We start from the raw sequence: 21,353 nt of genomic DNA, 5'->3' as shown, positions 1-21,353 counted from the left end.
TATAGGAACCGCAGGGCGGTCTAGTAATCGGCGCCAAATACAACGCGAGAAGGGTCGCTGAAATCGGCCAGCGCCCCCAGGATCTCGATTGGCGACTCCGCCAAACGGTGCAAGAAGTGCAGGTACCAACTACCGCCGTACACCGCATAGATACGGCAAGGCACTCCGGCCTCCCTGGCCCGGCGCAACACTGCCGGTTGCACACCATGCAGCATCTCCAGTTCCAGGTTCGCGGCATGCCGTGGCTCAGCCAGAATCCGCGGAATCAGCGCCGGATCCTGGGTGGCGCAGCTGACGGATACGCCCGCGTCCAGCACTTTGCGCAACAAGTTCAGGTAGCGTTCATCCAGCGCGTCGCCGCGTGGCAGTGCCACTTCCAATGGTTCGTTGTACACGCCCTTGACCAACCTGACCTTGCGCCCGTAACCAAGGACCTTCGGCAAGTCGTCGAGGGTGCGGTGCAAGTAGGCTTGGAGGGTCACGCCAACGTTTGCGTGGGCAGGCGCCAATTCGCCGTATACCTCGAGGATGCTATCCACCGCCGAGGCGTGTTCCATGCTGATCATGACCGGCAGATCATGTTCCGCCGCAGCGGCAATGATGGTGGAGGCATTCTTGTAGGCCATCTCCTGGGAGACCGCCAGGCCAACGGCACTGAGGTCGAAGCTCAGTTGGGGCCTGAGCCCCGCTTCGGCGAATGGCTGGATCGAAGCAAGGTATTCATCGACGAAACGCTGCACCACCGCCGGGTCGGCGTTCTCCTCGCCCACGTACTCGACGCTCAGCGCATAGCCCTTGCCGTTGAGCAGTTGCAATTTGGGCAGCAGGGCTTCCCGGTTCGCCGCAAGAAAATAGCGTTGCGCGGCAGGCTCGAACAACTTGAAGAACAAGGCGTCCTCACTGAACGCCTCCCTGCACGCTTTGTTCATGGCCAGTTTCTTCAGGGCGGCGGCAGCCAGGGTAGACGTTTCCTGGGAAACCATCAGTCTCTCTCCTTGAGCAGGGCAACGGCGTACGTCTCTTGTACGGCCACTCGACAATAGGCAACAACGGCTGAATCGATCAGCTGCAAAATCCTAAGCAGGCACTGTTTACATTGTCCAGCATCGAAGCCGGGGGCAGTCGCCAGGTAGACCGTACAAACAGATGTTTACCGTTTTGCTACGGCGCACTGACCGACTATCAAATAACGACATCAGCCTGTGGCCAACTGAATGTGCATAAGGGAGAGCGTTCTGGAAAAGGCCATCACATCGCCACCTACTAAAAATAAATAAAAACTCAACAGATCAGTTAGTTGAACAAAAACTTGCGTGCGGTAGCAGCGCTACTACTTCGTTCGGCAGGGGGCACCACAACGATAAATTTATCGAATGGAGGGTCGTTTTATAAGTGGTATTGATAACACCCAGTTGATGAGGGTGATGGATAACCATTCAAATGAGGGGTAGTTAACTGCTGGGTTTTGTCCAGAACGCCTTGTATTTTATCGCGAGTGGCGATAAGACATCAAAGCAAAAAAGACCACTTAGAAAAACTGAATCCAGTGTTATCAGGTTAATCGAGCTGTTTGGTCCAATTGTAAAGGCCATGACGCAGCGCTTTTTGCTTCAGGTCACAAGGATTCTATTCAATAAAAAGCCCCTGCACATTAACGTCGCAGGGGCTGAGCAGCGTTGAACAGAGCATTTAACCTGTCGCGTTTCGCGCTCTGCAGTCTCTCCCAGGGTAAACGGGGCGTCAGAACGCCCAATCCAGGGTCAGGCCGACCCCGTGGCTCTTGTCGCGACTACCCAGCAGTCCGTTGTAGTCCAGGTTGACCCGGGCCTGGCGACTCAGGGCAATCCCTACCCGTGCACCGACCACTGCCGCATCACGATCCAGTGACAGCGCCTGAACCTTGTAGGTATCGCCCTGGCCCGCGAACGCCAGGTGCTGGTTGGCCCCGGTAGAACTCAGGTTGTGCTGCCAGCCCAGAGTGGCGGCAAGCTCAACCGCCTGGCCGCTGGGCAACTGCAATTGCTTGCCGGCCCGCATGCCCAAGGTCGAGAGCCAGGCATCGCGGTTATCCTGCCCACCCTTCAGCGCGGCAGCGCCGCCATGCTCCCTGAAGCTGTCGCTGGCGATATGCACGTAGGCCAGATTGGCGAACGGCTCCAGCGCCACGCTCGGCAGTTCGACCTTCCAGGCCGCCTCGCCGAACACCTGGGTGCTCTGGGCATCACGCTTGCTCTTCTGGCGATCGCTGACCTCGTTGTACTGCAGTTCGCGCTTGGTCTCGATACGGTGCCAGCTGTGGCTGGCGCCCACGCTCAGGCGCAGCTGCTCCAGTTCCTTGCCGGCATAGGCACCCAGGTGGTAGCTGTCGACGCTGGCCGAGGAATGACGGCCATCGCCCATGCTCAGCGAGCTGTCGCTGTAGCCGGTGAAGACGCCGACACGGGTGTCCTCGCTCATCTGCCCGTCGATCCCCAGCAGCATGCCGCCAATCGAACTGCTATAGCGCGCATGTCCGGAATCACCGTCGGCCTTGCCCCAGGCGCCCAGGGCCTTGACCCACAGGCCGTTGTCCTGGCCTTCCACACCCTGTAGCCGGGTACGCTCGCCCACGGCGTCGCGCAACTGGCGGCTGTCGTTGAGCAACAGGTTACCCACCGCCGGGTGGATTTCCCCGGACAGTTGATCGAACGCCTGCTGGGCACTGCCGGCATCGCCCGACAACAGCAGGCTCTCGTAGACCGGGTTGCCCGCGCCGAGCCGATCGGCCGCCGCGGCCACCGAACGCTGGTTGGCGGTCAGGCCGACACTGGCGAACGACGTGGCATTACGCTCTACCGCCAGCCGCACCCCAGTGCCGGTATACGCCAAGCCCCCACCGAGGAACAACGCGTTGGACTGCACCTGGGCGAAACTGCCTTGCACGCCGCCTGCGGCATCGAGGATGTCGAACTGCCGCCCCACCAGGCTGGTGGCCTGCTGGGACTGCAGCGAAACGCCAGGGTTCTGCAGGTCCAGGGCCAGGTTCGCGCCACCCACAGCTATCTGGCCATCGCTGGCCAGGCGGTCGCTGCCGGTGCTGTCCACCTCCACCGCATAGGTCGAGCCCGGCTGGAAGGTCACGTCGGAAGCCACGCGCAAGGTGCCGATGGAGTTACCGGGCGCCACCACGCCGCCGCGGTTGACCACCAGCGCACCGATCCTGCCATTGCCGCCCAGCACGCCGCCGTCGTTGACCGTCACGGTCGACTGCAGCGAACCATTGACCGCCAGCCGTCCCTGGTTGACCAGCGTCGGCCCGGCGTAGGTGTTGTTACCGCTGAGCACCAGGGTGCCGATGCCCTGCTTGGTCAGGCCGCCATGCCCGGAGATGTCGTTGCTCCACAGGTCCAGCACGCAACTCAGGTCGGTGCAGCGCCTTTCAGTAGGCCTGCCGGCATCCACCAGGGCGCCGACACCCGGCAGGTCAGCGACGAACTGGGTTGGGCCGTAGCCGCCAGCGATACGCAACTCCTCGGGAATGTCCTGCTCGGTAACCAGCATGCCGGGGCCGCGGATCCCCTTGTCCAGGTTGATCATGCCCCAGCCGTACAGGGCATCGATACCGGGCGCGCCCATGTCGGTTGCGGTGGTGCGCAGCACGCTGGCGATCTGCGCGCCGCTCATATAGGGGAAACGCTCCATCAGTACCGCCGCTGCGCCAGCAGCATGGGGCGCGGCCATGGAGGTACCGTTCTTGTTGGCGTAACCCTGGGTCAGGTCCGCCAGGCTGGTGCCGCCAATCACCGCGCTGTAGATCCGGGTACCGGGGGCCGATACGCAGAAGCTTGCGGTATAGCCGCAGCGCGAAGAGAACGTGCTGATCAGGTACGGGTTGGCGCTGCTGGTGTCGGGGTTCTGCTGCAACGCCGCCACGGTCAGCCAATTGGGAGCGATCTCGGGGACGAAATAGCCCAACCCGGCAATCGCATCGGGGTTGTTCAGGTTGTAGTCGTTGCCGGCGGCGAAGATGGTCAGCACGCCGCTACGGGCGGCGGCGATGGCGCCGTCATAGGCGCCGCCAGGCAAGGTGCCCAGCAGCGGCTGGATCTGCGCGAACTGCGCCCGGGCATCATCCACCGTGAAATGCGGGAAGTCCGGATTACGCCCGCCCTTGGCGAAGCGATCGGTGATGCCGATGCCCCAGCTGTTGTTGATGATCCGCGCGCCGCTGGCCACCAGGCTGTCCCAGCCGGCCTTGTACACCGCGCCATCGTTGCCCAGGACAATGCCATCCTCGGGGCCGGGGTCGCCGTTGTCGGCGCTGATGATCTGCGCATTGAAGGCCACGCCATGCATCTCCACGCCATCACGGTTGCCGGCGGCGATCCCGCCGACGTGGGTGCCATGGGAGCCGAGCTTGCCATCCGAACCTACCGACGGGCTGCCGTCGTAGCGGAAGGCATCACCGGCCTTTACCGGGATGTAGGGGTCGGTGTACTGGCGGATGCCGCTGGTGACCAGGGTCACGATCTTGTCCTTGCCGGCGAACTCGGGGTGCGGGGCATACACCGGCTGGTCGAAGATTCCCAGCTTCACCCCCTTGCCGCTGTAGCCGGCGGCATAGGCGCTGTCGGCATGGATCGCCCCCAGCCCCCAGTCGGCCTTGAATTCGCTGCTGCGCCAGCTGCTGGCGTCGCCCAGCCGGCCACTCTCAACATAGGGCGCGGCCTGGGCCGTGCCCATCAATGCCGCCCAGCCCACCAATACCCGCCCCAGTGGTGCCAGGGCCCAGCCCTGCCCAAGTGCGCTGTCATCCTGTCTGACTCGCTTCACTACGACCTTCCTTAGTTGTATGGATTGAATACCGCGTTGGTCGAACTCCGTATTGCAACAACTGGCGCCACGACGCCTCAGAAACGCCATTGCAGGTTGAGCCCCGCGCCATGCTGTTGTTCACGACTGGCCAGGCGCCCCTGGTAGTCCAGGCTCAGGTCCAGGTCGCGGGTCAGTCCCACCCGTGCCTGGAGCCCGACCAGCGCGGCATCGCGCAAGGCCGGCGACGTCTCCACCCGGAACGGCAGGTCACTGCCGGCAAAGGCCAGGTGCTCGCGGTCCTGGGTTCCACTCAGCCGGTGCTGCCAGCCCAGGCTCGCCGCCAGCTGCAGGTCCTGCTGCGGGCCCACTTGCCATTGCTGGCGCCCACGCAGGCCCAAGGTGCTTAACCAGGCATCACGCTGCTCGTCGCCCGCCTGCAACGCTGCGGCATCGCCTTTCTCATGGAAGCCATCACGGTCCAGGTGCTGGTAGGTCAGGTTGGCGAACGGCTCCAGCTGCACCGCCGGCATCGCCAGGCGATAGGCCGCCTCGGCAAACAGCTGCTGGCTGCGGGCATCGATCCGCGCGCGCTGGCGGCCGGACACCTCGGCATAGGCCAGGTCGCGACGAACTTCGGCGCGGTGCCAGCTGTAGCTGCCGCCCAGGCTCAAGCGCAGCTGGTCGACGTCGTGGCGGACATAGGCGCCCAAGTGGTAGCTGTCGACCGTGGCCCGGGAGTGACTGCCGCCCATGCCCAGGGAGCTGTCGCTGTAGCCGGCAGCCAGGCCGGCGCGGGTCTGCTCGTCGAAGTCCCGGTCCAGGCCCAGCAGCATGCCGCCCAGGGAGCTGGTATAGGACTCGCTGCCCTGCACGCCCTCGATGCGCCCCCAACTGCCCAGGCCTTTGAGCCAGAGCTGGGTCGAGCCTGTCTCGGGCGCCGTCGTGCCAGGCGCATTGGCAGGCAGTGCGGCGCCTTGCACACGCTCGCCCAAGGCATCACGCAACACCGAGCCCTGGCTGAGCAGCATCGAGTCCAGCGCCGGGTAGATCTCTCCGACGAGCTGGCGCAGGCCGTCTCGGGCCTGGTCCGCCGAGGTCGAGAGCAGCAGGCTTTCATACACCGGATTGCCCGGCCCCAGGCGCTCCACGGCGGCGCCGCTGGCGAGCTGGTTGGGCGTGGCCGCGACGCTGTCGAACGTCGCGGCGCTGCGCGTCACGTCCAACTGCACACCGTTGGCCGAATAGTCGAGCAAGGTCCCAAGGAACAGGTAGCCGGGCTGGACCTGGGCAAAGCGCCCATCGACGCCGCCTGCCGCCTGCAGGATGTCGAACTGGCGCCCCACCAGGCTGGTGACCGGGCCACCGGCCAGCAGGTTCGGCCGAGCCTGGGGCACCAGGCTGAGATTGGCGCCAGCGACGCTGGCCTGGCCATCCACCACGAGTCGATCACTGGCCGCAGGCGACAGCTCCACCTGATAGGTCGAACCCGGCTGCAAGTCCAGGTTGTCGGCGACATTCAAGGTACCGATGGAGTTACCCGGGGCCACCACGCCCCCAGCGTTGCCAATCAGGGCACCGACCCGGCCATTGCCGCCCACTGTACCGCCAGCATTGACCGTCACCGCTGATTGCAGGCTGCCGTTAACCGCCAGCAACCCGCCATCGACGCGGGTCGGGCCGCGGTAGCTGCTGTCACCCGTGAGCACCAACCAGCCGGCCCCGGACTTGACCAGGCTGCCCTGGTAAACCCGCTGCGCAGCCGCTGCGTCACGGGCCATGCCCAGGGCATAGTCACTGCGGTCCTGCTGGCTGGCGCCCGCAGCCAGGCCATGCTCCCATCCACGATCCTTGAGGGTCTGCTGCCAGGCCTGGCGTTCCGCGACATCCTCGGCCTGCCGCTGCACCAGCGCCTGGTCGGAGATGCCATTGCTCCAGCTATCGCCCTGCCCACGCTCCAGGTTGACATTGAACTCCCCCAACAACTGCCCAGGGCCGTGCAAGGCCCGGCCCAGGTCCGGGACGCCCCAGCCCACCCGCTCGCTGGGCACTTGGGTCGGCGAGCCATCGAGCTGGCGCGAAGTGGTCAGCAGCACTTGCAGGGCCTGCTGGTTGTTCAGATAGGGATAACGCTCCATGACCACAGCCAAAGCCCCGGTAGCATGGGGCGCGGCCATCGAAGTACCGTTGTAGGTGGCATACCCGCCACCGGGCACCGTACTGGTGATTGCCGCCCCGGGGATCGCCAGGCACCAGTATTTGGCGATGCCGCACTGGTTGTATTTCTGCTGGTTGTTCTTGTCCAGGCCCGATACCGCCAGCCAGTGGCCTTCGAGTTCCGGCTGGAAGTACGGCAGCGCCGAGCGCACGCTGGCATTGGCATAACCGCTGTTGCCGGCGCTGAACACATTGATCACACCCCGACGCGCCACATCACCAGCGGCATCGAGCCAGGTAGCCTGCTGGAAATGCTGGGCGTAGGCCGCGCGCAGGTCGCCAAGGGTCTGGTAGCTGACATCCTTGGGCTGGCTGCCCCAGCTGTTGTTGATCGCCCGCGCCCCGGCATCCACCAAGGCGTCGTAGACCGCCTTGAAATACCGCGGATCGGGATCGGTGCCGAACAGGAACTTGTCATTCTTGTTGGTGTTGCCCACGTATACCTGGGCATTGAAGGCCACGCCATGCATGCCCACGCCATCACGGGCCGCGCCCATGGTGCCGGTGACATGGGTACCATGGCTGTCGTTGGCGCCATTGAGCACCCCGGACACACTGAACGGGGTACCGTCCAGGTACTGGCCGGTGGCGGTGACCGCGTGGAAACGCCCGGGGCTGGCTTCGGGATGGGTGGGATCGAATCCCGAGTCCAGGGCGCCGATGCTGACCCCGGCACCGGTGAACCCGGCGGCATAGGCCTGGCTCGCCTGCATGCGCTCCAGGCCCCAGTCCTGCAGGTATTCGACCGAGCGCCAGCTGGCAGGGTCGCCCAGGCGGCCAGTATCCTGATAGGCCGCCGCAGCCGACAGCGGCAGGCCGCTGGCAAATGCCAGGCACAGCGTGCCCGTCAGCGTCTTGAGCTGATCACATCTCACATCCATGTCGATGACTTCTCTTGTTCTTGTTGTCGGATCGCCCATCCTGGGTCGACCAGTGTGTTACTGCATCGCTAGGCCGCAAGGCACGGCTTCATCGAGCAGCAGAAGGATATGACGTTTCTCGATTACGCGATGCGCCAGCACTGCATATCTAATATGCGTTTTTACCTGCTCGAACAGGTTGCCGAGGAGACTTTGAGAGGAAGGAAGACAGCATAAAGGGAGGGCGCCTGTGCGGCGCCCTCCCTTTGCAACAGCAGTAGCGTTACTCCACCGTCACCGATTTGGCCAAGTTGCGCGGCTGGTCGACGTCGGTGCCCTTGAGCACGGCGACGTAGTAGGACAGCAGTTGCAGCGGGATGGTGTAGAGGATCGGCGCCAGCGCATCGTTGATGTGCGGCACGTTGATCACGTGGGTGCCTTCGCCATTGCTCATGCCAGCATTCTCGTCGGCGAACACCACCAGCTCGCCACCACGGGCGCGGACTTCCTGCAGGTTCGACTTGAGCTTTTCCAGCAGCTCGTTGTTAGGAGCCACGGTCACCACGGGCATATCGTTGTCCACCAACGCCAGAGGACCATGCTTGAGCTCACCAGCCGGATAGGCTTCGGCGTGGATATAGGAGATTTCCTTGAGCTTGAGCGCACCTTCCATGGCCACCGGGTACTGGGCACCGCGGCCAAGGAACAGGGTGTGGTGCTTGTCGGCGAACAGCTCGGCGATCTTCTCGACCACGCCATCCATCGCCAGCGCTTCGCTCAGGCGCGCCGGCAGGCGGCGCAGCTCATCCACCAACTCGGCTTCGACACCGGCCTCGAGGGTACCGCGCACCTGGCCGAGGGCCAGGGTCAGCAGCATCAGCGAGACCAGCTGGGTGGTGAAGGCCTTGGTCGAGGCAACGCCGATCTCCGGCCCGGCCAGGGTCAGCAGTGTCAGGTCGGATTCACGCACCAGCGAGCTGATGCCCTTGTTGCAAATGGCCAGGCTGCCGAGGAAACCCAGCTCCTTGGCATAGCGCAAGGCAGCCAAAGTGTCGGCGGTCTCGCCGGATTGCGAGATGGAGACAAACAGCGTGTCCGGCTGCACCACTACCTTGCGATAGCGGAACTCACTGGCAACTTCCACCTGGCAAGGGATGCCGGCCAGGCTTTCGAGCCAGTAACGGGCGACCATGCCGGCGTGGTAGCTGGTACCGCACGCGACGATCTGCACATTGCGCACTTTGCCGAACAGCTCGGCGGCCTGTGGACCGAAGGCCTGCACCATCACATGGTCATTGCCCAGGCGACCTTCCAGCGTGCGCTGCACCACGCCGGGCTGCTCGTGAATCTCCTTGAGCATGAAATGGCGATAGTTGCCCTTCTCGGCGGCTTCCGCGCCTTCGTGGTACTGCACCGTCTCACGCTGGACCGGCTGACCGGCCAGGTCCCAGATTTGCACCTGATTGCGGCGAATCTCGGCGATATCGCCCTCTTCAAGGTACATGAAGCGGTCGGTGACCTGGCGCAGGGCCAGTTGATCCGAGGCCAGGAAGTTTTCACCGAGGCCCAGGCCGATCACCAGGGGGCTACCGCTGCGGGCAGCCACCAGACGGTCGGGCTGGCTGGCGCTGATCACAGCCAGGCCATAGGCGCCATGCAGGCGTTTTACCGCTGCCTTGAGCGCATCGGTGAGGTCGGGGATAGTCTTGAGCAGGTGGTGGATGAGGTGCACGATCACCTCGGTGTCGGTCTGCGAGACAAAGGTGTAGCCCAGGCCCTTGAGCTCTTCACGCAGTTCCTCGTGATTTTCGATGATGCCGTTGTGCACCACCGCCACTTCATGGCCAGAGAAGTGCGGGTGGGCATTGTGCTCGGTCGGCGCGCCATGTGTGGCCCAACGGGTATGGGCGATGCCCAGCTGGCCGGCCAGCGGGTCGGCGGCAACCGCGCCTTCCAGTTCGCTGACCTTGCCGATGCGGCGGCGACGCTCGAGCGCGCCTTGCTGGGTCAGGACGGCCAGGCCGGCGCTGTCGTAACCACGGTACTCAAGACGCTTGAGGCCTTCGATGAGGATGGCTGTGATATTGCGCTCAGCAACGGCACCGACGATTCCACACATAAGATGTTGCTCCTAGCTGATAGCGGCGCAGATAAGGGTGATGCCGCGGGCTTGAATCCGGTCGCGTGCCTCGGTGGGCAGGCGATCATCAGTAATCAGGGTGTTCACGCTGCCCCAGGGCAGCTCGAGGTTGGGGATCTTGCGACCGACCTTATCCGACTCGACCATGACGATGACCTCGCGGGCCACTTCGGCCATGACCCGGCTCAATCCCAGCAGTTCGTTGAAGGTGGTTGTGCCACGTTCCAGGTCGATGCCGTCGGCACCGATGAACAGCTGGTCGAAGTCGTATGAGCGTAGTACCTGCTCGGCCACCTGGCCCTGGAAGGACTCCGAGTGCGGGTCCCAGGTACCACCAGTCATCAGCAGCACAGGTTCATGCTCTTGTTCGCTGATAGCCCGGGCCACATTGAGCGAGTTGGTCATCACCACCAGGCCTGGCTGGCGCCCGAGCTGCGGGATCATCGCCGCCGTGGTACTGCCGCTGTCGATGATGATGCGCGCATGTTCACGGATGCGTTCCACCGCCGCACGGGCGATGGCCTGCTTGTAGAGGGACACTGGCTGGACCGTGTCGCCCAGCAGCTCCTGGGGCATCGTCACCGCGCCGCCATAGCGGCGCAGCAGCAGGCCGTTGGCCTCCAGGGCGTGCAGATCCTTGCGGATGGTCACTTCGGAGGTTTCGAAACGCTTGGCCAAGGCGTCGACACTGACCTCGCCCTGCTCGTTGAGCAAGGCCAGGATGTTGTGGCGACGTTGGGGAGTATTTCGTTTCGACATTTCGGTTAAGTTTCGATTCGAAAGATAAGTGTTGCAATCAAAACCTAAGTCAAACGATTCGTCAAGTCAGCAGGAACCGGAAAATAAAAAGGCCGACTTATTCACATAAGTCGGCCTGTGCAAAACGCGCTGTGGATAACTCAGCTCTTCCTGATTTTCTCCGGCCGCTTCCAGCCTTCGATATTGCGCTGGCGTGCACGTGCCACGCCCAACTGTCCGGCTTCAACCGTCTGGGTGATGGTCGAGCCCGCTGCGGTAGTGGCCCCGGCCTGGATTTCCACAGGGGCCACCAGCGAGTTGTTGGAGCCGATGAACACGTCCTCACCCATCACCGTGCGGAACTTGTTGGCACCGTCATAGTTGCAGGTGATGGTGCCAGCGCCGATGTTGGTGCGGGCGCCGATCTCGGCGTCGCCCAGGTAGGTCAGGTGGCCGGCCTTGGCGCCCTCGCCCAGGTGCGCATTCTTCAGCTCGACGAAGTTACCCACATGTGCCTTGGCCTCCAGCACGCTGCCTGGGCGCAAGCGGGCGAACGGGCCGGCATCGCTGCCCTCGCCCATCACCGCGCCTTCGATATGACTGTTGGCCTTGATGATCACGCCTTTGCGCAGTGTGCTGTCCTTGATCACGCAGTTCGGGCCGATCTGCACGTCGTCCTCGATGACTACCTTGCCTTCGAGAATGACGTTGATATCGATAAGTACATCCCGGCCGACGGTCACCTCACCGCGCACATCGAAGCGCGCCGGATCGCGCAGGGTGACGCCCTGGGCCATCAGGCGACGGCCTTCGCGCAGCTGGTAGTGACGCTCGAGTTCCGAAAGCTGGCGGCGGTCGTTGGCGCCTTGCACTTCCATCGGGTCGTGGGGCTGCTCGGTGGCGACCACCAAGCCATCGTCCACGGCCATGGCAATCACGTCGGTGAGGTAGTACTCGCCCTGGGCATTGTTGTTGGACAGGCGTCCCATCCAGTCGGCCAAGCGCGCGGCCGGCATGGCGAGGATACCGGTGTTGCCTTCCTTGATCGCCTTCTGCGCTTCGCTGGCGTCCTTGTGCTCGACGATCGCCGCCACCTTGCCCGCGGCGTCACGCACAATGCGGCCATAGCCGGTCGGGTCCTGCAGGGTCACCGTGAGCAGCCCGAGCTGTTGCTCGCTGACTTTGGCCAGCAGGCGCTGCAAGGTTTCCACCTCGATCAGCGGCACATCGCCGTAGAGCACCAGCACGGTGTCGGCAGTGATCGCCGGCAGCGCCTGGGCCACCGCATGGCCGGTGCCCAATTGCTTGTCCTGCAGGACGAAATTCAGATCGTCCGCTGCAAGGCGTTCGCGCACCAACTCCGCGCCATGGCCGATAACCACGTGAATACCCTTGGGCTGCAACTGGCGTGCGCTGTGGATAACGTGGCCGAGCATGGAGTTGCCGGCGACCGGGTGCAGTACCTTGGGCAGCGCGGAGCGCATGCGGGTGCCTTGGCCTGCGGCGAGAATGACGATATCGAGGGACATTGACTGGCTACCAATCCTGGGCGGTCAGGGACGTGACCAAAGGGGAAATTCAGAAAAGAAAAAGGGTAGCCGAGGCTACCCTTTAACTCAATCGCATTGGAAGTGACCGGCCAAGGCCAGGTTACTTGCCCTTGCGCAATTGCTGGACAGTACGCAGCTGAGCTGCAGCTTCGGCCAGACGTGCGGCAGCAGCACCGTAGTCGAAGTCCGAGCTTTTCGCGTTCAGCGCGTTCTCAGCAGCCTTGAGGGCTTCCTGAGCCTGAGCTTCGTCCAGGTCGGCAGCGCGCTGCACGGTGTCGGCAAGAACCTTGACCATGTTCGGCTGCACTTCGAGGAAGCCACCGGAGATGTAGAACACCTCACGATCGCCACCTTGCTTGGTCAGCGTGATCGGACCAGGCTTGAGATTGGTGATCAGCGGCGCGTGGCCTGGAGCGATACCCAGATCGCCCAGGTTGCCGTGCGCTACTACCATCTCGACCAGGCCGGAGAAGATCTCTCCTTCCGCGCTGACGATATCGCAATGGACTGTCATAGCCATCTGCTTGCCTCAACCTGATTAGCGCCCCTTGCGGGGCGCCGGGATTACAGTTTCTTGGCTTTCTCGATCGCTTCGTCGATGCTGCCGACCATGTAGAACGCTTGTTCTGGCAGGTGGTCGTAGTCACCTTTGAGGATGCCGCTGAAGCCAGCGATGGTGTCCTTGAGCGAAACGTACTTGCCTGGCGAGCCGGTGAAGACTTCGGCCACGAAGAACGGCTGCGACAGGAAGCGCTGGATCTTACGAGCGCGGGCAACCAGTTGCTTGTCGGCTTCGGACAGTTCGTCCATACCCAGGATCGCGATAATGTCCTTCAGCTCTTTGTAGCGCTGCAGAACATACTGAACGCCACGAGCGGTGTCGTAGTGCTCGGTGCCGATCACGTTCGGGTCCAGCTGGCGCGAAGTCGAGTCCAGTGGGTCGACCGCTGGGTAGATACCCAGGGAAGCGATGTCACGGGACAGAACGACGGTGGCGTCCAAGTGGGCGAAGGTGGTCGCTGGCGACGGGTCGGTCAGGTCGTCCGCAGGTACGTATACGGCCTGGACGGAGGTGATCGAACCTTCCTTGGTCGAAGTGATACGCTCTTGCAGAACGCCCATCTCTTCGGCGAGGGTCGGCTGGTAACCTACTGCCGAAGGCATACGGCCCAGCAGTGCGGATACTTCGGTACCGGCCAGGGTGTAACGATAGATGTTGTCGACGAACAGCAGAACGTCGTTACCTTCGTCACGGAACTTCTCAGCCATGGTCAGGCCGGTCAGCGCTACGCGCAGACGGTTTCCTGGTGGCTCGTTCATCTGACCGTAGACCAGCGCTACCTTGTCGAGAACGTTGGAGTCCTTCATCTCGTGGTAGAAGTCGTTACCCTCACGAGTACGCTCACCCACACCAGCGAACACGGAGTAACCGCTGTGTTCCATGGCGATGTTACGGATCAGTTCCATCATGTTCACGGTCTTGCCGACGCCGGCACCACCGAACAGACCAACCTTACCACCCTTGGCGAACGGGCAGACCAGGTCGATAACCTTGATGCCGGTTTCCAGCAGGTCGTTGCCGCCTGCCTGGTCAGCGAACGAAGGCGCTGGCTGGTGGATACCGCGACGCTCTTCTTCGCCGATCGGGCCGGCTTCGTCGATCGGGTTGCCCAGGACGTCCATGATACGGCCCAGGGTTGCCTTGCCGACAGGTACCGAGATGGCAGCCTTGGTGTCGACGACATCCAGACCGCGCTTCAGACCTTCGGTCGAGCCCATCGCAATGGTACGAACCACGCCGTCGCCCAGCTGCTGCTGAACTTCCAGGGTGGTTTCCGCGCCTTGTACTTTCAGCGCGTTGTAAACACTCGGCACGGCATCACGTGGGAATTCCACGTCGATGACGGCGCCGATGATTTGCACGATACGTCCGCTACTCATAGCTGGATCCTCTGAATTTTTGAACCGTTAAACCGCGGCAGCGCCGCCGACGATTTCCGAGATCTCCTGGGTGATCGCAGCCTGACGCGCCTTGTTGTAGATCAACTGAAGCTCTTTGATCAAATCACCGGCGTTGTCTGTGGCGTTCTTCATGGCGATCATCCGGGCCGCTTGTTCAGCAGCGTTGTTCTCGACCACCGCCTGGTACACCTGCGACTCCACGTAACGCACCATCAAGCCGTCCAGCAGCTCTTTTGCGTCGGGTTCGTACAGGTAGTCCCAGTGGTGCTTGAGTTCCTGATCCGGGGTTGCCACCAACGGTACCAACTGCTCGACCGTCGGTTTTTGGGTCATGGTGTTGATGAACTTGTTCGAAACCACCGAGAGGCGATCGATACGGCCGTCGAGGTAGGCGTCCAGCATCACTTTGACGGAGCCGATCAAATCGTTGATCGATGGCTCTTCGCCCAGGTGGCTGATCGCGGCTACGACGTTGCCGCCAAAGATGCGGAAGAAAGTCGCACCCTTGCTGCCGATCACGCACAGGTCGATTTCAACGCCCTGTTCGCGGTTTTCGCTCATGTCCTTGACCAGGGCCTTGAACAGGTTGGTGTTCAAGCCACCGCACAGACCACGGTCACTGCTCACCACGATATAACCAGCGCGCTTTACAGGGCGCTCGATCATGAACGGGTGGCGGTATTCCGGGTTGGCGTTGGCCAGATGACCGATCACCTGGCGGATACGCTCCGCGTAAGGACGGCTAGCAGCCATGCGCATTTGTGCCTTGCGCATCTTGCTGACCGCCACTTTCTCCATGGCGCTGGTAATTTTTTGCGTGCTTTTGATGCTCGCAATCTTACTGCGAATCTCTTTTGCGCCTGCCATGTATCACCTATCAGGTTAGCAAGCGGGGGCCGGAGCCCCCGCTGCGGCTTACCAGGTCTGGGTGGCCTTGAACTTCTCGATACCGGCTTTCATGCCAGCGTCGATTTCGTCGTTGAAGTCACCCTTCACGTTGATCTTGGCCATCAGTTCGGCGTGATCACGGTTGAAGTAGGCAATCAGAGCTTGCTCGAAGCTGCCAACCTTGGAGACTTCTACGTCGGTCAGGAAACCACGCTCAGCGGCGTACAGCGACAGGGCCATGTCGGCGATCGACATTGGCGCGTACTGCTTCTGCTTCATCAGCTCGGTAACGCGCTGACCATGCTCCAGCTGCTTGCGGGTAGCCTCGTCCAGGTCCGAAGCGAACTGGGCGAAGGCCGCCAGTTCACGGTACTGGGCCAGGGCGGTACGGATACCACCGGACAGCTTCTTGATGATCTTGGTCTGGGCGGCACCACCAACACGGGATACCGACACACCGGCGTTAACGGCAGGACGGATGCCTGCGTTGAACATGGCCGATTCCAGGAAGATCTGACCGTCGGTGATCGAGATCACGTTGGTCGGAACGAACGCGGAAACGTCGCCAGCCTGGGTTTCGATGATCGGCAGAGCGGTCAGCGAGCCAGTCTTGCCAGTTACGGCACCGTTGGTGAACTTCTCGACGTACTCTTCGGAAACGCGCGATGCACGCTCCAGCAGACGGGAGTGGAGATAGAACACGTCGCCTGGGTACGCTTCACGTCCTGGTGGACGGCGAAGCAGCAGGGAGATCTGACGGTAGGCAACGGCCTGCTTGGACAGGTCATCGTAAACGATCAGGGCGTCTTCACCGCGGTCACGGAAGAACTCGCCCATGGTGCAGCCGGCATAAGGCGCCAGGAACTGCAGTGCGGCGGATTCCGAAGCACTGGCAACGACCACGATGGTGTTGGCCAGGGCGCCGGCTTCTTCCAGCTTGCGAACGATGTTGGCAACGGTGGAACGCTTCTGGCCGACTGCAACATAAACGCAGAAAATACCGGAGTCTTTCTGGTTGATGATGGCGTCGATGGCCATGGCGGTCTTGCCGATCTGACGGTCACCGATGATCAGCTCACGCTGGCCACGGCCAACAGGGATCATGGCGTCGACGGACTTGTAGCCAGTCTGTACAGGCTGGTCTACCGACTTACGCCAGATCACGCCTGGAGCTACTTTCTCGACCGCGTCGGTCTGGGTGTTGCCCAGAGGACCTTTGCCGTCGATCGGGTTACCCAGTGCGTCGACGACGCGACCCAGCAGTTCCTTACCAACCGGAACTTCCAGGATGCGGCCGGTGCACTTGGCGCTCATGCCTTCGGCGAGGGTGTCATAGGCACCCAGGATCACTGCACCTACGGAGTCTTGCTCCAGGTTCAGGGCCATGCCAAATACGCTGCCAGGGAACTCGATCATTTCGCCGTACATGACGTCGGCCAGACCGTGGATCCGCACGATGCCGTCGGAAACCGAAACGACGGTACCTTCGTTACGGGCTTGGGAGCCGACATCGAGGTTGTCGATGCGGCCCTTGATGATTTCACTAATTTCGGAAGGATTGAGTTGCTGCATTGCTCTGCTGCCCCTTCAAACTCAAGATTTCAAGGCTTCGGCCAGTTTCGCGATTTTCCCGCGAACCGAACCGTCGATTACCAGGTCGCCAGCGCGGATGACGACGCCGCCGATCAGGCTGGCATCCTCCGACGCGTGCAGGCGCACTTCCTGGCCTAACCGTGCACTGAGAACCTTGGCGAGTTTGTCTTGCTGTTCTTGGTTCAACGCAAAAGCACTGGTGACTTCCACGTCCACGGATTTCTCTTGCTCGGCCTTGTACAGGTCGAACAGAGTCGAAATCTCCGGCAGAAGCAGGAGACGTTCGTTTTCCGCGGCAACATGAATGAAATTCTGTGCCTTGGCGTCAAACTTGTCACCGCACACTTCAATGAATGCGGCGGCCTTTTCTGCGCTAGTCAGTTGCGGGGCCTTGAGCAGGCGCTGCATGGTGTCGTCTTGCGACACCGCAGCAGCCAGGCCGAGCATGGCTGACCAATTGGCCAGTTGCTGATGGGCCTGGGCATGCTCGAAGGCAGCCTTAGCGTAAGGTCGGGCCAACGTGGTCAGTTCTGCCATGATCGCCCTCGCTTAAATTTCAGCGGCCAGTTTGTTAACCAGCTCCGCATGCGCGTTTTGATCGATTGTGGCGCCAAGGATCTTTTCAGCACCGCCAACAGCCAGGGCACCCACTTGGGCACGCAGGGCGTCTTTGACGCTGTTCAGTTCCTGTTCGATCTCGGCTTGAGCCTGAGCCTTCACACGGTCAGCTTCGACGCGGGCCTGTTCACGGGCTTCCTCGACAAGCTGAGCAGCGCGTTTCTTGCTTTGCTCAATGATTTCGGCTGCCTGTGCCTTCGCTTCACGCAGTTGCTGACCCACTTTCTCTTGGGCCAGCTCCAGGTCGCGAGCAGCGCGATTGGCAGCGTCCAGGCCGTCAGCAATCTTCTTCTGGCGCTCTTGCAGAGCAGTGATGACCGGAGGCCATACGTACTTCATGCAGAAGAGCACAAAAATCAGGAAAGCAACGGATTGGCCAATCAGGGTTGCATTAATGTTCACGCCAACACCTCGCTCGGTCTTTGTTCATCACAGCCTTTCACTCGTTGGAAACGAGTGATTAGCCGGCGATCTGACCAACGAAGGGGTTTGCGAAGGTGAAGAACAGAGCGATACCAACACCGATCATGGTGACGGCGTCGAGCAGACCGGCAACGATGAACATCTTGACCTGCAGCATTGGAACCATTTCTGGCTGGCGAGCAGCGCCTTCCAGGAACTTGCCGCCCAGCAGGCCGAAACCAATGGCGGTACCCAGAGCACCCAGGCCGATCAGCAGAGCAACAGCGATAGCGGTCAGACCAACTACAGTTTCCATCTTTCCTCCCGACTTTTACGTCGTATTGGTTAGGTTTTTAGTTTGAAGCGGTAAAACAAATCGTTTGATACAGCATGCCCTTGCGGACTTTTTAAGCCCTCCCCCCAGACGGGCGGGGAAGGCTATCAGACACGCCAGGCGGTCTTAATGGTTATCTTCGTGAGCCATCGACAGGTAGACGATGGTCAGCATCATGAAGATGAAAGCTTGCAGGGTGATGATCAGGATGTGGAACACAGCCCACGCCCACTGCAGCACCACACCCAGGCCGCTGAGCCAGAGGATGCCGGCGCCGAACATCACCGCGATCAGGATGAACACCAGCTCGCCGGCGTACATGTTGCCGAACAGACGCAGTGCCAACGAAATCGGCTTGGCGATCAGGGTGACGAACTCGAGCAGGAAGTTCACCGGGATCAGCAGGATCTGCACGAAGATGTTCTTGCTACCGAACGGGTGCAGGGTGAGCTCGCCGATGAAGCCGCCGATGCCCTTGACCTTGATGCTGTAGAAGATGATCAGCGCGAACACGCTCAGGGCCATGCCCAGGGTGGCGTTCGGGTCGGTGGTCGACACCGCGCGGAACGGAATGTGCGGATCACCGGAGATCAGGATGGCCAGCTGAGGAATCCAGTCGACCGGTACCAGGTCGATGGCGTTCATCAGGAATACCCAGACGAAGATGGTCAGCGCCAGCGGGGCGATCACCGGGCTGCGGCCGTGGAAGGAATCCTTCACGCTGCCGTGGACGAAGTCCACCAGCACTTCAACGAAGTTCTGCAGGGCGCCAGGCTGGCCGGAAGTGGCCTTTTTAGCCGCCATGCGGAAGATGAACAGGAAGATCAGACCCAGCGCAACGGACCAACCCAGGGTGTCCAGGTGGAACGCCCAGAAGCCCATTGCCTTGGCTTCTGCAGCCGAATGGGCCAAGCCCCAGCTGCCGTCTGGTAGTTGACCGTAGGTCAGGTTCTGCAAGTGGTGCTGGATATAGCCCGAAGCGGTTTCTGCTGCCATGGTTGCCTCAAACGCCCTAAGGTCTCGAAAGTCTTTTATTCATCAGCAGGGGCGCGAACCAGCTGACCAAAAGGGTCAGCACGAAGACGCCGAATACTGCCAACGGCGCCAATGGCTTCACTCCTGCAAAGGTCAGTGCAAACAGCACTGCCGTCAAAATCATCTTGCCTGCCTCGCCCGCGTAAAACGACTTGACGATGGCCTGCGCCGCCCGGGCTCCGCTGAAGCGAAAAGCCTTCCAGGCGAAATACACGTTGGGCAACCAGGCAATCAAACCTCCGCAAAGGCCTGAATATCCACTGACTACCCCTTTCCACTGCCACAACACCAGCGTTGCCAGCAGCAGTACGACAAATTGAGCCAGCAGTACCGGAAAAACCGCCCAGCGATGGAAAGGCAGGCGGTTTGGCGTGCGGATTTCCATCACAACTGCTCCTCGAATGTCGACCGCCTCGTCAACAATGACTTGGCATAATTTGTGCCGACAAAATGCGCGCAGAGTATAGGGGTGGATTAACCCCTATTCAACTCTTGGGTAGTGATTTCCGACTGCGCGCTACAACAGGAATTGTTTCAGCGGATGTGAGCAAGCACGCCTTGCAACTCGTCAAGGGAGTTGTAGCGAATAACCAACTGGCCTTTGCCCTTGTTGCCATGGCGAATTTGTACCGCCGAGCCCAGGCGCTCTGCCAGACGCTGTTCAAGACGCGTGATATCCGGATCAGGTTTGCTCGCCTCGACCGGCTCAGGTTTGCCACTGAGCCACTGACGCACCAGTGCCTCGGTCTGGCGCACGGTGAGGCCGCGTGCGACAACATGACGCGCCCCTTCTTCCTGCCGATCTTCCTCGAGGCCGAGCAAGGCGCGGGCGTGGCCCATCTCCAGGTCGCCATGGGCGAGCATGGTCTTGATCGCCTCGGGCAACGAGATCAGACGCAACAGGTTGGCCACGGTGACCCGCGACTTGCCGACGGCATCGGCCACCTGCTGCTGCGTCAGTTCGAATTCCTGCTGCAGGCGCTGCAGGGCGAGCGCCTCTTCCAGCGGGTTGAGGTCCTCGCGCTGGATGTTCTCGATCAGCGCCATGGCGATGGCGGCTTCGTCGGGTACCTCGCGGACCATGGCCGGCACGGTATCCAGGCCAGCCTGCTGGGTGGCGCGCCAGCGGCGCTCACCAGCGATGATCTCGTAGCGGTTGTCACCGATCGGGCGAACCACGATCGGTTGCATGACGCCATGGGTGCGGATCGAGTGCGCGAGCTCTTCCAGCGCCTCGGGATCCATGTCGCGACGCGGCTGGTACTTGCCGCACTGGATCAGCTCGACCGGCAGGTGTTGCAGTTCCTTCTGGTCGATCTTGACAGCCTGCGCTTCGAGCGCGCTGACGGAAGGACCACTGAGCAGTGCATCCAACCCACGTCCGAGACCGCGTTTCTTGATGGCCATGCGGATTCCTTAAGTTGTTTGTGCAATGCGTGATGGACGGCGCTGACGACGGACCAGTTCCCCGGCCAACGCCAGATACGCCAGCGCGCCACGGGATTGCTTGTCGTAGGCCAGTGCCGGCATGCCGAAGCTCGGCGCCTCCGCCAGGCGGATGTTACGCGGGATCACCGTGTCGTACAGCTGCTCGCCAAAGTGCTCCTTGAGCTGCGCCGAAACATCGTTGTTCAGGCTCAGACGCGGGTCGTACATGGTCCGCAGCAGGCCTTCGATCTTCAGCTCCGGGTTCAACCGGGCGGCGATGCGCTTGATGTTATCCACAAGGTCGCTCAACCCTTCCAGCGCGTAGTACTCGCACTGCATGGGGATGATCACGCCATCGGAGGCGACCAGCGCATTGAGCGTCAGCATCGACAGCGACGGCGGGCAGTCGATGAGGATGTAGTCGTAGTTCTCGCGGATCGGCGCCAACGCGTTGCGCAGACGGCTCTCCTTCATCTGCATTTCCAGCAGCACCACTTCGGCGGCGGTCAGGTCGCGGTTGGCCGGCAACAGCTGGTAACCACCGTGTTCGGAGTAGTGCATGGCCTGGGCCAGGTCGCATTCCCCGATCAGCAGGTCGTACACCGAATGCTCGAGCTCGTGCTTATCCACACCGCTGCCCATGGTGGCGTTGCCCTGTGGATCGAGGTCGATCAGCAGCACGCGACGCTTGGTCGCGGCCAGCGATGCGGCGAGATTGATGCAGGTGGTGGTCTTGCCCACACCACCCTTCTGGTTCGCGATTGCGAATACCTTAGCCATTGTTGCTCGTGTTCCCA

General features: G+C 61.7%; 17 protein-coding genes. All 17 read right to left on the bottom strand.

Features of this window, described 5'->3' with window-relative positions; all coding sequences use genetic code 11:
- Nucleotides 1-20: 20 nt before the first annotated feature.
- Nucleotides 21-983, bottom strand: a complete 963-nt coding sequence (locus KHO27_RS22370) for a proline dehydrogenase family protein (RefSeq protein WP_111531916.1) — start codon at nucleotides 981-983, stop codon at nucleotides 21-23.
- Nucleotides 984-1,740: 757 nt separating this feature from the next.
- Nucleotides 1,741-4,722: an autotransporter domain-containing protein gene (locus tag KHO27_RS22365; RefSeq protein ID WP_250888472.1), complete on the bottom strand. Its 2,982-nt coding sequence runs from the start codon at nucleotides 4,720-4,722 to the stop codon at nucleotides 1,741-1,743.
- A gap of 167 nt (nucleotides 4,723-4,889) precedes the next feature.
- A complete protein-coding gene (gene eprS, locus KHO27_RS22360; RefSeq protein ID WP_214500787.1) occupies nucleotides 4,890-7,889 on the bottom strand; it encodes an autotransporter serine peptidase EprS in 3,000 nt (999 codons plus the stop codon).
- Between the two features lie 262 nt (nucleotides 7,890-8,151).
- Nucleotides 8,152-9,987 carry a glutamine--fructose-6-phosphate transaminase (isomerizing) gene (glmS, locus tag KHO27_RS22355; RefSeq protein ID WP_110696872.1) on the bottom strand — a complete coding sequence of 612 codons (1,836 nt, stop codon included), beginning with the start codon at nucleotides 9,985-9,987 and terminating at the stop codon, nucleotides 8,152-8,154.
- Nucleotides 9,988-9,999: 12 nt separating this feature from the next.
- On the bottom strand, nucleotides 10,000-10,767 hold the full coding sequence (locus tag KHO27_RS22350) for a DeoR/GlpR family DNA-binding transcription regulator (RefSeq protein WP_111531919.1): 768 nt from the start codon (nucleotides 10,765-10,767) through the stop codon (nucleotides 10,000-10,002).
- A 140-nt stretch (nucleotides 10,768-10,907) separates the two neighbouring features.
- Entirely contained in the window at nucleotides 10,908-12,275 is a 1,368-nt protein-coding gene (gene glmU / locus KHO27_RS22345) for a bifunctional UDP-N-acetylglucosamine diphosphorylase/glucosamine-1-phosphate N-acetyltransferase GlmU (RefSeq protein ID WP_214500786.1), read from the bottom strand.
- A gap of 121 nt (nucleotides 12,276-12,396) precedes the next feature.
- Complete coding sequence (locus tag KHO27_RS22340) at nucleotides 12,397-12,816, bottom strand: F0F1 ATP synthase subunit epsilon (RefSeq protein WP_011536500.1); 420 nt, start codon at nucleotides 12,814-12,816, stop codon at nucleotides 12,397-12,399.
- A 44-nt stretch (nucleotides 12,817-12,860) separates the two neighbouring features.
- Complete coding sequence (atpD, locus tag KHO27_RS22335; RefSeq protein ID WP_023628563.1) at nucleotides 12,861-14,237, bottom strand: F0F1 ATP synthase subunit beta; 1,377 nt, start codon at nucleotides 14,235-14,237, stop codon at nucleotides 12,861-12,863.
- 27 nt (nucleotides 14,238-14,264) lie between these two features.
- On the bottom strand, nucleotides 14,265-15,125 hold the full coding sequence (gene atpG, locus KHO27_RS22330; protein WP_102683389.1) for a F0F1 ATP synthase subunit gamma: 861 nt from the start codon (nucleotides 15,123-15,125) through the stop codon (nucleotides 14,265-14,267).
- Between the two features lie 48 nt (nucleotides 15,126-15,173).
- Nucleotides 15,174-16,718 carry a F0F1 ATP synthase subunit alpha gene (gene atpA, locus KHO27_RS22325; RefSeq protein ID WP_038707082.1) on the bottom strand — a complete coding sequence of 515 codons (1,545 nt, stop codon included), beginning with the start codon at nucleotides 16,716-16,718 and terminating at the stop codon, nucleotides 15,174-15,176.
- A 21-nt stretch (nucleotides 16,719-16,739) separates the two neighbouring features.
- A complete protein-coding gene (locus KHO27_RS22320) occupies nucleotides 16,740-17,276 on the bottom strand; it encodes a F0F1 ATP synthase subunit delta (protein WP_023628561.1) in 537 nt (178 codons plus the stop codon).
- 12 nt (nucleotides 17,277-17,288) lie between these two features.
- The gene (locus tag KHO27_RS22315) at nucleotides 17,289-17,759 is read right to left on the bottom strand and encodes a F0F1 ATP synthase subunit B (RefSeq protein WP_102683388.1); all 471 of its coding nucleotides are present in this window, start codon (nucleotides 17,757-17,759) and stop codon (nucleotides 17,289-17,291) included.
- A 58-nt stretch (nucleotides 17,760-17,817) separates the two neighbouring features.
- Nucleotides 17,818-18,075: a F0F1 ATP synthase subunit C gene (atpE, locus tag KHO27_RS22310; RefSeq protein ID WP_003097235.1), complete on the bottom strand. Its 258-nt coding sequence runs from the start codon at nucleotides 18,073-18,075 to the stop codon at nucleotides 17,818-17,820.
- A 144-nt stretch (nucleotides 18,076-18,219) separates the two neighbouring features.
- Complete coding sequence (gene atpB, locus KHO27_RS22305) at nucleotides 18,220-19,089, bottom strand: F0F1 ATP synthase subunit A (protein WP_023628560.1); 870 nt, start codon at nucleotides 19,087-19,089, stop codon at nucleotides 18,220-18,222.
- Between the two features lie 16 nt (nucleotides 19,090-19,105).
- Nucleotides 19,106-19,513 carry a F0F1 ATP synthase subunit I gene (locus KHO27_RS22300; protein WP_011536507.1) on the bottom strand — a complete coding sequence of 136 codons (408 nt, stop codon included), beginning with the start codon at nucleotides 19,511-19,513 and terminating at the stop codon, nucleotides 19,106-19,108.
- 149 nt (nucleotides 19,514-19,662) lie between these two features.
- Nucleotides 19,663-20,535 (bottom strand): ParB/RepB/Spo0J family partition protein, encoded by an 873-nt coding sequence (locus KHO27_RS22295; RefSeq protein ID WP_214500785.1) that lies wholly within the window; start codon nucleotides 20,533-20,535, stop codon nucleotides 19,663-19,665.
- Nucleotides 20,536-20,544: 9 nt separating this feature from the next.
- Nucleotides 20,545-21,336: a ParA family protein gene (locus tag KHO27_RS22290; RefSeq protein ID WP_023628558.1), complete on the bottom strand. Its 792-nt coding sequence runs from the start codon at nucleotides 21,334-21,336 to the stop codon at nucleotides 20,545-20,547.
- Nucleotides 21,337-21,353: the final 17 nt, after the last annotated feature.

The organism is Pseudomonas sp. RC3H12, assembly GCF_018596375.1.
Lineage (GTDB): Bacteria > Pseudomonadota > Gammaproteobacteria > Pseudomonadales > Pseudomonadaceae > Aquipseudomonas.
Note: the sequence above shows the minus strand (reverse complement) of the source record. Positions and strands in the feature narration are given on the sequence as shown.

Excerpts from the sequence above, each read along its gene's own strand:
- eprS (WP_214500787.1), bottom strand. The coding sequence starts at position 7,889 with ATGGATGTGAGATGTGATCAGCTCAAGACGCTGACGGGCACGCTGTGC.
- atpG (WP_102683389.1), bottom strand. The coding sequence starts at position 15,125 with ATGGCAGGCGCAAAAGAGATTCGCAGTAAGATTGCGAGCATCAAAAGC.
- KHO27_RS22300 (WP_011536507.1), bottom strand. The coding sequence starts at position 19,513 with ATGGAAATCCGCACGCCAAACCGCCTGCCTTTCCATCGCTGGGCGGTT.
- KHO27_RS22370 (WP_111531916.1), bottom strand. The coding sequence starts at position 983 with ATGGTTTCCCAGGAAACGTCTACCCTGGCTGCCGCCGCCCTGAAGAAA.
- KHO27_RS22340 (WP_011536500.1), bottom strand. The coding sequence starts at position 12,816 with ATGGCTATGACAGTCCATTGCGATATCGTCAGCGCGGAAGGAGAGATC.
- glmS (WP_110696872.1), bottom strand. The coding sequence starts at position 9,987 with ATGTGTGGAATCGTCGGTGCCGTTGCTGAGCGCAATATCACAGCCATC.
- KHO27_RS22290 (WP_023628558.1), bottom strand. The coding sequence starts at position 21,336 with ATGGCTAAGGTATTCGCAATCGCGAACCAGAAGGGTGGTGTGGGCAAG.
- glmU (WP_214500786.1), bottom strand. The coding sequence starts at position 12,275 with ATGTCCCTCGATATCGTCATTCTCGCCGCAGGCCAAGGCACCCGCATG.
- KHO27_RS22350 (WP_111531919.1), bottom strand. The coding sequence starts at position 10,767 with ATGTCGAAACGAAATACTCCCCAACGTCGCCACAACATCCTGGCCTTG.
- atpB (WP_023628560.1), bottom strand. The coding sequence starts at position 19,089 with ATGGCAGCAGAAACCGCTTCGGGCTATATCCAGCACCACTTGCAGAAC.
- KHO27_RS22320 (WP_023628561.1), bottom strand. The coding sequence starts at position 17,276 with ATGGCAGAACTGACCACGTTGGCCCGACCTTACGCTAAGGCTGCCTTC.
- KHO27_RS22295 (WP_214500785.1), bottom strand. The coding sequence starts at position 20,535 with ATGGCCATCAAGAAACGCGGTCTCGGACGTGGGTTGGATGCACTGCTC.
- KHO27_RS22365 (WP_250888472.1), bottom strand. The coding sequence starts at position 4,722 with ATGGGCACGGCCCAGGCCGCGCCCTATGTTGAGAGTGGCCGGCTGGGC.
- atpD (WP_023628563.1), bottom strand. The coding sequence starts at position 14,237 with ATGAGTAGCGGACGTATCGTGCAAATCATCGGCGCCGTCATCGACGTG.
- atpE (WP_003097235.1), bottom strand. The coding sequence starts at position 18,075 with ATGGAAACTGTAGTTGGTCTGACCGCTATCGCTGTTGCTCTGCTGATC.
- atpA (WP_038707082.1), bottom strand. The coding sequence starts at position 16,718 with ATGCAGCAACTCAATCCTTCCGAAATTAGTGAAATCATCAAGGGCCGC.